General features: G+C 43.0%; 10 protein-coding genes. 3 read left to right on the forward strand and 7 right to left on the reverse strand.

The annotated features are described in order from the left end of the window. The coding region (locus tag AC075J_RS18430; protein WP_476390603.1) for a DUF4317 domain-containing protein at window positions 1–920 on the forward strand (920 nt) is incomplete at its 5' end. After that, a complete protein-coding gene (locus AC075J_RS18435; RefSeq protein WP_022379956.1) occupies window positions 910–1,710 on the forward strand; it encodes an HAD family hydrolase in 801 nt (266 codons plus the stop codon). The genes AC075J_RS18430 and AC075J_RS18435, both read left to right, overlap by 11 nt. 188 nt (window positions 1,711–1,898) lie before the next feature. Here the strand turns inward: AC075J_RS18435 and AC075J_RS18440 are convergent, their stop codons facing one another. The 3 genes from AC075J_RS18440 to pth all read right to left on the reverse strand — a co-directional run bounded on the left by AC075J_RS18440 (window position 1,899) and on the right by pth (window position 7,261). Beyond that, window positions 1,899–3,140, reverse strand: coding sequence for a peptidylprolyl isomerase (locus AC075J_RS18440; RefSeq protein ID WP_022379955.1), 1,242 nt, complete (start codon window positions 3,138–3,140; stop codon window positions 1,899–1,901). 122 nt (window positions 3,141–3,262) lie between these two features. Beyond that, window positions 3,263–6,580, reverse strand: a complete 3,318-nt coding sequence (gene mfd / locus AC075J_RS18445) for a transcription-repair coupling factor (RefSeq protein WP_022379954.1) — start codon at window positions 6,578–6,580, stop codon at window positions 3,263–3,265. Between the two features lie 99 nt (window positions 6,581–6,679). Next, window positions 6,680–7,261 (reverse strand): aminoacyl-tRNA hydrolase, encoded by a 582-nt coding sequence (pth, locus tag AC075J_RS18450; protein WP_008707705.1) that lies wholly within the window; start codon window positions 7,259–7,261, stop codon window positions 6,680–6,682. Window positions 7,262–7,348: 87 nt separating this feature from the next. Here pth and AC075J_RS18455 point away from each other — a divergent pair, with 87 nt between their 5' ends. Continuing rightward, the gene (locus tag AC075J_RS18455) at window positions 7,349–7,432 is read left to right on the forward strand and encodes a DUF6783 domain-containing protein (protein WP_349830961.1); all 84 of its coding nucleotides are present in this window, start codon (window positions 7,349–7,351) and stop codon (window positions 7,430–7,432) included. On the opposite strand, the gene AC075J_RS18460 is transcribed toward AC075J_RS18455, so the two are convergent. The 4 genes from AC075J_RS18460 to glgB form a co-directional block, all read right to left on the reverse strand. Continuing rightward, window positions 7,425–8,375 (reverse strand): TIGR03943 family putative permease subunit, encoded by a 951-nt coding sequence (locus tag AC075J_RS18460; protein WP_008707706.1) that lies wholly within the window; start codon window positions 8,373–8,375, stop codon window positions 7,425–7,427. The two genes, AC075J_RS18455 and AC075J_RS18460, sit on opposite strands and share 8 nt — an antisense overlap. A gap of 156 nt (window positions 8,376–8,531) precedes the next feature. Continuing rightward, window positions 8,532–9,680: a CobW family GTP-binding protein gene (locus tag AC075J_RS18465; RefSeq protein ID WP_022379953.1), complete on the reverse strand. Its 1,149-nt coding sequence runs from the start codon at window positions 9,678–9,680 to the stop codon at window positions 8,532–8,534. A gap of 336 nt (window positions 9,681–10,016) precedes the next feature. Further along, window positions 10,017–10,250: a hypothetical protein gene (locus AC075J_RS18470; RefSeq protein ID WP_022379952.1), complete on the reverse strand. Its 234-nt coding sequence runs from the start codon at window positions 10,248–10,250 to the stop codon at window positions 10,017–10,019. A 213-nt stretch (window positions 10,251–10,463) separates the two neighbouring features. Then, a complete protein-coding gene (gene glgB / locus AC075J_RS18475; protein ID WP_022379951.1) occupies window positions 10,464–12,350 on the reverse strand; it encodes a 1,4-alpha-glucan branching protein GlgB in 1,887 nt (628 codons plus the stop codon). Window positions 12,351–12,550: the final 200 nt, after the last annotated feature.

Here is a 12,550-nt window from a genome sequence, read left to right on the forward strand (position 1 = left end):
AAAGCAAACTGACCGATGATGCACTGGTAGAAAGTTTCTACGATAAGATCATTGAAAACTATGATTATCCCGAAAACTACTACATCATCCTGATCCATGGAGTATATGATATCCCCGGAAAGTCTTCCGACGGTGCAGAAATGTTTGATGCATCTGATGAGATTTATGAGCACATCATGTGCTGTATCTGTCCTGTAAAACTCTCTAAGGCAGGTCTTTGCTACAATGCCGAAACCAACAGCATCCAGGACCGTATCCGCGACTGGATCGTGGAACTTCCGGATGTTGCTTTCCTTTTCCCGCAGTTTAACGACCGCAGCACTGACATCCATGGTGTCCTTTATTATAGTAAAAATGCAAACGAGCTTCGGGATATTTTTATCGATGAACTGCTTGGATGTACAGCACCTCTTTCTGCAGGAGGACAGCGTGATTCCTTTAACGCACTGGTTGAAGATACTCTGGGCGACGACTGCAGATATGACACTGTATTAAGCATTCACGAGAAATTAAACGACCTGATCGAATCACAGAAGGATGAGCCGGAACCTGTAGTTCTGACCAAATCTGAGGTAAAACGCCTCTTTGAAGAATGCGGCGTAGAAGATGAAAAACTACAGTCATTTGATGAACAATACGAGATCACAGCCGGGGAAAAATCCTCTCTGGTTGCTTCCAACATCACCAATACAAAAAGATTCGAGATCAAAACCCCGGATGTTGTAGTCCACGTAGATCCTGAACGTGCCGATCTTGTGGAAACACGCATAATTGACGGACGCAAGTGCCTTGTGATCCCAATGGAAGGCGAAGTTGAACTGAACGGAATCCGCGTACATACAGGAAATGAAAATCCTTCTGATGACGAATTTTATGACAATACAGATACTGAGACAGAGGAGACATCTGATGGAGAATAATCGTAAACTCTTATTTTTTGACATTGACAAAACCCTGTTAACCCCTTACCCATGGACAGTTCCGGACAGTGCGAAACAGGCTTTAAAAGAAGCCCGCTATAATGGTCATCTCCTTTTCATCAATTCCGGACGTACCTATACAATGATTCCGGAAATCATTAAAGAAATGGGATTCGACGGCTATGTATGCGGATGCGGTAGCCAGATTTATATGAATGAAGAGCTTTTGTTTTCCAGTTCTATTCCAAATCCGCTTTGCCGTAAAACAACAGAATTACTGCGGGAATGCAGAATTCCTGCGTTTTTTGAACGCCCGGATAAGATTTTATATGACAGCAGTTCATGTGCTGTTCCTGAAACTGTTCAGAAGCTGAAAGCAGAAGTTATAGTAGAAGATCTGGCTCTCTACCCGCCCGAAACATACAACCATTTTACATTTGACAAGTTTCTGGCTTTTCCGTCTGCTGATTCTGATATGGAAACTTTCCGCAAATTTGCAGATGAACATTTTCTGTGTTTCATACATGAAGACAAGGCCTGGGAACTGACTCAGAAAAATCTCAGCAAAGCAACCGGAATCCGGTTTCTGGCAGACCGTCTTGGGGTTCCGGTCAAAGACACCTATGCATTCGGTGACAGCACGAACGATCTTCTTATGCTGCAGTTCGCCGGAAACAGCATCGCAATGGGCGACTCGGATCCCCTGATCCTGCCTCACTGCACTTACCAGACAACCAATATCGAAGATAACGGAATTGCCAATGCTTTGAAGCATTTCCATCTCATTTAGCAGAACATACAAAATAACGTATTATCATATCTCTATTTATCTGTGTTATTTTTGCATATTTAGGAGAATGATTTCGGATTTATTTAAACTTAAAAACAGCTATGTGAAAACACTCAGGTTTTCATCATAGCTGTTTTAATTTACAATACTCAATTCCTATCAGCAAGCTACTGACAGTTCGGATTTTCTTATTTAGCTGCTTCTGTCGGTGTTGCTTCCGGTGTTTCAGTAGTTTCTGCTGCTTCTTCCTCTGCCGCAGGTGTCTCAGTCACATCTGTATCTTCTGCTGCAGGTGTTTCTGTAACTTCCTCTGTTTCCGGTGTTGGAGTTGCCTCTTCTGTCACTTCAGGTGTCGGTGTTTCCGGAACCGGAGTAGGAGTCGGCGCCATGAAGGTATGTTTGTCAGTGATCTTAAGTGTCTTAAGGACTTTCTTAACCGCCTTTACATCTGCCTCATCCAGCCATTTGGCAGTTGTATCTGTAAAATAGGTATTTTCTTTGGAATTCTGAAGAGATTCTCGCTTGGAAGCTGTGGCATCTTCATCATTGATCTTGTCAAGTCTTACTACATAGTATCCTGTGTCAGTCTCAATAATATTGTCTGCAACTTCTCCATCCTTCAGTCCTCTCAGAACCTTCAGAACCTCATCCGGATATGCCTCGCTGCCGGAATCTTCATCCTCGTCTTCGCTCTCTTTTGTTGTAAAATTACCCTGTACTGCAGAATAACTGTCATCTACACCTTTGGCAATCTCACTCATGTCTGCTGTAGGATCCTCTTTCATCTTATCCAGAATCTCCTGAGCCTGTTCTTTCTTAGTCTTTTTCTCCTCATCAGTTATATCATCACCGCTTGTAGAGATACTTACATAAGTGAAGGTTGTCTGATTCGCTTCATCATCAGAAACTGTGATCTTTCCTTCTGCTACAACCGGATCATACATCTTCTTCTGAATTGTCTGAAGCTCCAGAAGTGTTTTTACCTGATCTTCCGTTACCGCAAGTTCCTTAATTGTCTCTTCACTGTTTGCAGCCATAAACTGTGATGCTGCATCTGCGATCGCTGCTTCATCATCATCTGTAAGCTCTACGTTATAATCCGCAGCCTTCTCTTTGAGAATATACATCTTCTCAACAGACTCCAGACTGCTTGTCACTGCCTGATCACCATAAGTCTCATCTGAATCATCACCTGCTGTCTGATCCCAGATATTATCTGCACTTCCCATATAATTTAAATACATGGTTGTTGTCTGCTGTTGTTGTTCGCGGGCATAAAGACTTACAACTCCAAGCGGAATATCTGTTCCGTCAACAGTAGCCACTGTCTTTGTTCCATCTAATGTTTTACTTCCACAGCCGGAAAGCATACCAACTGACATCACACCTGCCAGTGTCACAACGGCTGTTCTCTTTACCATTTTTTTCATTTCTTCCTCCATATTATCAATCTGGTCTTTCTTCCATACCACTTTCCCAGAATGTACTGTTATTAGAGTATAAACTTTTTTCCTGCGAAGGGCAAGGCAAATCGAAAAATATGTAGTATATTTCACATATTTTCCGCCATGCTCTTAAGTTCCTCTGCAAATTCCGTCAATGCCAGGATCAGATTCCCCTGTGGTTCCAGGATAAATTTCGGTTCCTGCTCATTCTTAAACTGCAGACCTCTTCTGTATTTCTGCATAAGAGCCGGAAAGCCTTCTGTATTCAGCCTTGCTTTCTCATAAAGGGTAAACCGGACTGTTTTTCCAGTCTGCTTTATTTCCGTTACGTACCCCTGATGAGCAATCGCCTTTAACTTCGCAATCGCCAGAAGATTCAGCACTGCCTTTCCGGGTTCTCCGAAACGGTCCAGAAGTTCTTCCAGCATATCATCATAATCCTGTTGTGTCTCAATCCCCGCAATTCTTTTATAAATATCCAGCTTCTGAAATTCATTACTGATGTAGGAATCAGGAATATACGCATCAACATTCAGATCAACCGATGTCTCGAAATCCTCCATTGTATGAATACCCTTCGCCTCTTTCACTGCTTCATTGAGCATCTTACAATAAAGATCATATCCAACCGCATTCATATGTCCATGTTGCTGCGCGCCCAGCAGATTTCCGGCACCTCGAAGTTCCAGATCTCTCATTGCAATCTTAAATCCGCTTCCCAGATCCGTATACTCGCGGATCGCAGCCAGACGCTTCTCAGCCGTCTCCTTCAGCATCACATTCTTTCTGTACATCAGAAACGCATAGGCAGTTCTGTTGGAACGCCCGATCCTTCCCCGAAGCTGATAAAGCTGAGAAAGCCCGTATCTATCTGAATCATGGATAATCATAGTATTTACATTGGAAATATCCAGCCCTGTCTCAATGATCGTGGTGGAAACCAGCACATCAATATCCCCGTTTACAAAGGAATACATCACATTCTCCAGTTCCCTCTCACTCATCTGGCCATGAGCAAAATCCACCCTTGCATCCGGCACCAGCTTCGCAATACGCAGAGCAACATCTGCAATATCCGTCACTCGATTATAAACATAATAAACCTGTCCGCCTCTGCGCAATTCCCTGTTGATAGCCTCTCGGACCGTCTCTTCATCATATTCCATAACATATGTCTGGATCGGCATTCTGTCCATAGGAGGCTCCTCCAGGACACTCATATCCCGGATTCCGATCAGGCTCATATGAAGAGTACGGGGAATGGGCGTTGCAGTCAGTGTAAGGACATCCACATCCTTCTTTAACTGCTTGATTTTTTCCTTATGCGTAACTCCAAACCGCTGTTCCTCATCAACGATCAACAGGCCAAGATTTTTGAACTGTACGTCTTTGGAAAGGATTCTGTGCGTTCCAATGATCACATCCACCTGACCTTTTTTCAGATCTTCGATTGCCTTCTTCTGTTGTGCCGGGGTCCGGAATCTGCACAACAGTTCCACACGTACCGGAAATTCCTTCATCCTCTGCACAAAGGTATTATAAATCTGCTGCGCAAGGATTGTTGTAGGTGCAAGATAAGCTACCTGTCTGCTCTCCTGTACTTCCTTAAATGCGGCACGCAGCGCCACTTCTGTTTTGCCGTATCCCACATCCCCGCAGATAAGCCGGTCCATAATCCTGGTACTCTCCATATCACGTTTGGCATCCTCAATAGCACTGAGCTGATCCTCTGTCTCTTCATATGGAAACATTTCTTCAAATTCTCTCTGCCATACAGTATCAGGACCACAGACATATCCTTCCTTTTCCTGACGCACTGCATAAAGCTCTACCAGTTCTTTTGCAATATTTTTAACTGCCCCACGAACCTTGCTCTTTGTTTTATTCCACTCCTGAGTACCAAGTTTGTTCAGCTTCGGAGCCTTTGAAGCATCTGCCCCTGAATATTTCTGCAGACAGTCAAGCTGAGTAGCAGGAATATAGAGATTGCTTCCGCCTCTGTATTCAATTTTAATATAATCTTTAACGATCCTGTCTACTTCAACTTTTTCAATTCCTCGGTAAATACCAAGACCATGCTTTTCATGGACAACAAAATCGCCGATAGAAAGCTCCGCAAAATCCTGAATACGGCTTCCACTGTAATTTTTTTTCTTCTTTTTTTTCTGTTCCTGTCCAAAAATGTCAGATTCTGTCATTACCGCAAACTTGATCAACGGGTATTCAAAGCCCTTCTTTGCATGGCCATAAACCACCATGATCTCGCCCGGACAGATCTCCCTGTCATAATCTTGTCCATAAAAGGCTGCCAGTCCCTCTTCCTGAAGATCCTTTGCCAGCCTCTCGGCCCTTGTGCGGGAACCGGAAAGCAACGCGATCCTGTATCCCTGTTTCTTATACTGATGAAGATCTTTTACCAGAAGTTCAAAACTGTTGTTATAAGCGCTGATTGATTTTACCTCCAGGTAAAATTTCTCCCGCACTTTCCAGCCTGCCTGTTTCGGTTCCAGCGCACATACAGAAATACAGTTGCGTTTATTCAGTTCTTTTTGAAGCTGTTCAAAAGAACAAAGCCAGTTTTCCGGCTGATTCCGGCTGCCTTTTTCCTCTCTGTGCATACGGCTCTGTCTGTACTCTTCTTCTACAGCCCCGCCTTTCTCAGTCAGTCGGTTTGGTTCATCCAGAAAGATTATGGTTCTTTCCTCCGGAAAATAATCCAGGAAGGAAACCATATCCTTGTCCCCTATATGCTCCACCGCCGGATAGATCGTAAGTTCTTCCAGATTTTCCAGAGAACGCTGACTCTCCGGATCAAAACTCCGGATAGAATCAATCTCATCTCCCCAAAGCTCGATTCTCCATGGATTTTCCTCAGTGAGACAGTAAATATCCACAATACCGCCACGCACAGAGAACTGCCCCGGCATTTCCACCTGTCCTACCCGCTCGTAACCTAAAGCCACCAGCTGGTTCTTCAGCTGTTCTATGTCTACGGTGCTGTCACTTTCGTAATGAATCAGCTGTTCTTTTATCTTTTCCAGAGATTCCAGAAAATCCATACATCCGTCAATACTTGTAACAACTGTCAGTTCTTTCTCTTCCAGTAAGGCCTTAATGACCTTCATCCTCTGACGTATCAGCAGATTTCCATGGATATCTGCCTGAAAGAACAGAAGATCTTTCGCAGGATAAGAATACACTTTTCTGTCATAAAATCTGTAATCTTCATAAATTTCTCTGGCGCGGCGTTCGTCCTCCGCCAGGATCAGACGATAAGGCGCAATCCCGGAAAGTCCGTACATCAGATGAGATTTCTGCGATTCCATACACCCCGAAACCTGCAGGATTCCCTTATTCGTTTTGCTTTTTTCTTTAATCTGTTCAAACTCTGCAAACCCCTGCAGAGGTGTTAAAAATGCTTTCATCTTCACCCCTCATGATCCTTCGACGTAATAAAAGCGGCTTCTGTTTCCAGTTACCGCTTTCTATACCTTTTGCTGAATAATCATCTGTTTCCTGTCTGCTTATTTCTGTACAGGTACTTTTCTGTTATATTCGTTCATGGCTGCATCTGTACCCTGTGAGATTATGATATCCACAGCCTTTGCCGCCTTTGCTATTGCTTCATCCACAAGTTTCCTGTCTTCTGTGGAAAATCTGCCAAGTACATGATCTGCCAGATCCCACCCCTTCGGCTTTGCACCAACTCCTACTTTGATACGGAGAAATTTCTCTGTGCCAAGCTGGCGGATAATATCTTTGATCCCGTTATGTCCACCCGCACTTCCCTGCTTGCGGATGCGAAGCTGCCCGGGCTCCAGATCAATATCATCATAAATAACAATAAGCTCTGATTCCGGATCAATTTTAAAATAATTCGCCATCTCACGAACAGGACCGCCACTCAGGTTCATAAAAGAAAGCGGCTTCATAAGAATCACTTTCTCTCCGCCGATCATAGTTTTACCGTACATGGCATTAAATTTCACACCACCCTGAGGGACATTGTAATCCTCTACCAGACGGTCAACGGTATCAAATCCCATATTGTGGCGTGTTGCTTCATACTGTTTCCCGGGATTTCCCAGGCCAACTACTAAATACATATATGTGTCTCCTGCTTAATTTAACACCATTTTCCGGAATTACCATACCTGTCCTGATGTCAAATTTATTTTTTTACATCCTCTAAAGTGTGTTCAAAAACCAATCCTGCAAATTGTAACGCACGTCTTGCGGAAAGCATTTTTCAAACACACGCTAAGATAATTAATTAAAATATACCATCTCTTCCTTAAGCGGCTCGCATTCTTTCACATCACTTGCATAAAGAACAATGCCCTCACCCTGATATTCTGTACGGTTCTCAAATGCGACCTTCGCTGTTACTTCTACCCAGCTGCCCTCTTTGATATGCGGTGCATAATCGCTTCTGCACACGTATCCAAGGAAAGTGGTATCATCTGCGCAGCAGGTCATTGCCACACGTCCCGGAACAAAGAATTTACTTCCCATTCCACGTGGTTTCATGACACGTCCTTTAAAGCGGACAATTTTGTCTACATATTTATCCGGATTATCCATGGCATCCACAAACCAGATACCATAATCTTCCGGTGGAATCTCAATGATCGGTGCATTGATATCAAACGGCATCTCATCCTGGAAAATGTCATCCATCTCGCCCTCTTCATTTTCAAAGATAACCTCTGCACTCTGATTTGCGACCTTGATCCCTCGTCTGTATGCAGGAAGCGGATCTCCCTCTTTACAGCGGTTAAATACAACCATATCTGTATTTCTGATCATATCCATGAACAGAGATTTCATGTTTGCCATATAAACCTGATAAGTAGTTGCATCCACACAGGTAATCTCCTGCTCAATGCCCCAGCCTTCAGGAAGCTCCATCTGCTCAAACTTACTTACAAGCCACATTCCGTTGTACTCGATCACAACACGCTCCGGCTGATGGATGATATCCATGGCAGCCAGACGCTGTGGTGTCAGATCTTCTTCATCCTCGATCACTTCCACAACTGTGTTTGTAAGTTTCAGTTTATCCATATCATATTCTTCTTCGCCTTCTTCGCAAAGAATCAACAGAGTTTTGCCGTCAATGGCAAAATACTCCTGCTGCAATGTAAAATCCAGGAAAGTAGTCTTTCCGCTTTCCAGGAATCCCGTAACCAAATAAATGGGAACTCTGATATCATCCATCATATAATTTATTCCTTTATCTTTATTCTGATTCTGTTATTATCTGCCGAAATCGTTCAGTCTCGCATCTATGACACAGGATTTCATGCTCCGATGAGCTGAATCCAGATGCAGTATTTTAGAAGATTGCCATAAATCGCTGCTTCCTCATGATCATTATGCAAGCCCAAATAATTCTGCAAGTTTATCTTCTTTCAGTTTAGAGCCGATTACGCAGAGACGACCTGTATATTCCGGTGCACCTTCACGGATTTCTGTTTCCTCCGGAACCATGTCAAAATAAATCCATGTTCCGTCTTCTGCAGGAAGCATTCCCTTTGCACGAAGAATAATACCGTAATCTTCAGAAGCGGAAAGAGCCTCAAGCATCTTCTCAAGACCTTCTCTTGTGTATTTCTTAATCGTCTCACGTCCCCAGCTTGTAAATACCTCATCTGCGTGATGATGGTGATGGTCATGATGATCATGTCCGCAACCGCATTCATGGTCGTGATCGTGGTGATGATGCTCATGTTCCTCATGATCATGTCCACAGCCGCATTCATGGTCGTGGTCATGGTGATGATGTTCATGTTCTTCGTGATCATGTCCACAGCCACATTCATGATCATGGTCGTGATCGTGATGATGATGCTCTCCATGTTCATGTACATGTCCGCACTCCGGGCATACCTCTTCCTCAGACATCAGTTCTTCCTCAAGAGATACCGGTTTCTCCATAACCTCAAGGATTTTCTTTCCGTCCAGTTTCTCAATCGGAGTGGTGATAATAGCAGCTTTCGCATTAATTCCACGAAGAAGTTCCATTGCCTGCTGTGCTTTCTTCTCATCAATGATATCTGTACGGCTCATGATGATCGCACCTGCATATTCAACCTGATTATCAAAGAACTCACCAAAGTTTCTCATATACATTTTGCACTTCTTTGCATCAACTACAGTTGTATAGCTGTTCAGAACGATATCCACATCTCCCTGAACACCCTGTACTGCCTTAATAACATCTGAGAGTTTACCAACACCTGATGGCTCGATCAGGATTCTGTCCGGATGATATTTGTCCACAACCTCTTTCAGAGAAGTGCCGAAATCTCCCACTAATGAACAGCAGATACATCCGGAATTCATTTCCCGGATCTGGATTCCCGCTTCCTTCAGGAAACCACCGTCAATGCCAATCTCACCAAATTCGTTCTCGATCAGTACAACCTGCTCATCTGCATAAGCCTCTTTCAGAAGTTTCTTAATCAATGTAGTTTTACCGGCTCCAAGGAAACCGGAAATAATATCAATCTTAGTTGCCATTATCTTATTTCTCCTCTTCGTTAAAATTTATATTTCTGAATAACTGCCATATAGCCGTCATTTTTTATATTCTGCCATTTTTATGAACAAACAGAATAGCTTTTAGAACTGCCATCATTATCTGTCTGTTTATATATTTGCCTGTAACGTACTCATTATACATAAGATGTCCAATGTATTCAAGTCTGCCATCAACGCATTTTGACCAGGAAACACTTGTGCCCCCTGGTTTACAGATATCCTGCAGTTGTTCAATACTTTCAGAACAACCTGCCTGTTCACATCAAAGAAAGGGGCATGATTCACCATCATGCCCCCGCCTGTATACACTAATGATCAACCGTTGATCATAAAGCTCATTAATTTATCAATATCGTCTTTCTCATAAGCAACGATCTCAAGTTCCGGAATCTCTCCGCCTGAGAAAATGTTTGCCAGAGATACATACTGGGATAATTTAGATTTAAGGTTCAGTCTGTCACCTTCGCCTGTTACTAATTCTACTCTGCCTTCGCAGCTGTCAACTACAGAAAAAAATTTATCGATGTCTTTAATGTTAGATACTTTCATGTTCATTCTCCTTTCAACATGGAAACCATTATTCTCTCTATTCCTTATGTTCGCGATAATTATAACGCAGATAAATTTCAAAAGCAATTATTTATATTTCACGAATTTTTCATATATTATCGGGCTTACCCTGCAATATTGTCAAATAAATAACATGCCCCTGACAATAATTCTCTCAGATATTCACATATACCCTGAAATCATCCCTCAAAATTAATATGTAAAAATCGCAACCCCATAAGCCGGCAATGGATATGCGAAGGAAAACTCTCTGTTATCACATTCCTGTTTCACTGCCTTAAATGTCTTTGGCTGCTCCAGAAGTCCATTCTCGTCCATGATCAGCTTGTACTGTTTTTTCTTCGGAACACCAACTCTGTAATCCGGACGGTCAACAGGTGTAAAGTTAACTATGTAAAGAATATTGTTTCTCTTTGTAGGAGACTTTCTCACAAAGCTGAAAATACTTCTGTCCCCGTCATTCGCATTGATCCACTCAAATCCTTCCGGATTATTATCACCGGCATAAAGTGCCGGATATTTCTTATAAATAGTCAGGAGATCATGCACATAATTCTGAAGTTCCTTGTGTGGCTCTTCATTCAGAAGGAACCAGTCAAGTTCTCTCTCCTCACTCCATTCACGAAGCTGTCCGAATTCCTGTCCCATGAACAGAAGCTTCTTACCCGGATGGCAGTTCATAAATGAATAGGCAGCCTTTAAATTCCTGAATTTGTCCGGTAACTCTCCCGGCATCTTCTCAAGCATGGAGCATTTCAGATGAACCACCTCATCATGAGAAAGAACTAATACATATCTCTCACTGTATGCATATGACATGGAGAAAGTCATCTTATTATGATTAAATTTACGGAAATACGGATCCAGCTTCATATATTCCAGAAAGTCATTCATCCATCCCATATTCCACTTCAGACTAAAACCAAGTCCGTCCTTCTCTGCATCCCCTGTAACCATCGGCCATGCAGTAGATTCCTCAGCGATCATCACAGTTCCATGATTCCTTCCAAGAACTACTGTATTCAGATGCTTAAAGAATTCAATAGCCTCCAGATTCTGATTTCCGCCATATTTATTTGCGATCCATTCTCCATCCTTCTTACCATAATCAAGATAAAGCATGGAAGCAACAGCATCCACACGAAGTCCGTCTACGTGGCACTCCTCCACCCAGTAAAGAGCATTTGCGATCAGGAAGTTCTTAACCTCCGGGCGTCCGTAATTATAAATCTTGGTACCCCAGTCCGGATGTTCTCCCTGTCTCGGATCTGCATGCTCATACACTGCGGTTCCGTCAAAGTTCGCAAGACCATGGGCATCTTTCGGAAAATGTGCAGGTACCCAGTCAAGGATAACTCCAATCTTATTCTGATGTAAATAATCCACCATATACTTGAAATCCTGCGGCGTTCCATATCTGGAAGTCGGTGCATAATATCCGGTCACCTGATATCCCCAGGAACCGTCAAAAGGATGCTCTGCGATTCCCATAAGCTCTACATGGGTATATCCCATTTCCTTCACATAGGCTGCCAGGGCATGTGCGAATTCTCTATAGTTATAAAATCCTTTTTCGTTTTCCTCTGACTGCGGATGCTTCTTCCATGAACCCGGATGAACCTCATAGATTGCCATAGGCTCTACCTGCTCATCAAACTTCTCTCTGTTCTTGATCCATGTGGCATCCTTCCATTTATAGTCTGTGATATCTGTGATCCTGGAGGCTGTACCCGGACGGAGTTCAGCTTCATTTGCATAGGGATCTGCCTTATAAAGCTTCTCTCCATGCGCACCCACGATAAAGAATTTATACAGCTGTCCGATCTTTGCCCCCGGAACAAATACCTCATAAACACCGATCGGACCAACCTTCTCCATCGGGTTTGCTTCTTCCTCCCAGTCATTAAATTCACCAATTACAGAAACAGACTGTGCATTCGGTGCCCAGACCGCAAAATATACACCCTTTTTTCGTCTGTATGTAGTCGGATGGGCACCCAGTTTCTTATATACTTCATAATTGGTTCCCTGTCCAAATAAATATTGATCCAAATCCGTAAATTTCATACTCACACCCATCTGGAGTCCTCCCTTAACTTCGGTTTCTATCTTTTTTGCAGATACTGATTCCATAAAATAATACTGTAACAGGATATCTTACGTTACTGTTCACTCCATTCTCAGTAACGTAGCCAAAATTCATTCCAGATTGCCTGCGGCAATGGAATTTTGGCATATGAACAGTAACTATCTTACAGCAAGTTCAATCAGGAATACGA

The organism is Blautia sp. ZXY-1-C6 (assembly GCF_056339875.1).

Bases quoted from the DNA above. Each gene is read 5' to 3' on its own strand.
- mfd (WP_022379954.1), bottom strand. From the start codon at position 6,580: ATGAAAGCATTTTTAACACCTCTGCAGGGGTTTGCAGAGTTTGAACAG.
- glgB (WP_022379951.1), bottom strand. From the start codon at position 12,350: ATGGGTGTGAGTATGAAATTTACGGATTTGGATCAATATTTATTTGGA.
- AC075J_RS18470 (WP_022379952.1), bottom strand. From the start codon at position 10,250: ATGAAAGTATCTAACATTAAAGACATCGATAAATTTTTTTCTGTAGTT.
- AC075J_RS18440 (WP_022379955.1), bottom strand. From the start codon at position 3,140: ATGAAAAAAATGGTAAAGAGAACAGCCGTTGTGACACTGGCAGGTGTG.
- AC075J_RS18460 (WP_008707706.1), bottom strand. From the start codon at position 8,375: ATGGATGATATCAGAGTTCCCATTTATTTGGTTACGGGATTCCTGGAA.
- AC075J_RS18435 (WP_022379956.1), top strand. From the start codon at position 910: ATGGAGAATAATCGTAAACTCTTATTTTTTGACATTGACAAAACCCTG.
- pth (WP_008707705.1), bottom strand. From the start codon at position 7,261: ATGTATTTAGTAGTTGGCCTGGGAAATCCCGGGAAACAGTATGAAGCA.
- AC075J_RS18465 (WP_022379953.1), bottom strand. From the start codon at position 9,680: ATGGCAACTAAGATTGATATTATTTCCGGTTTCCTTGGAGCCGGTAAA.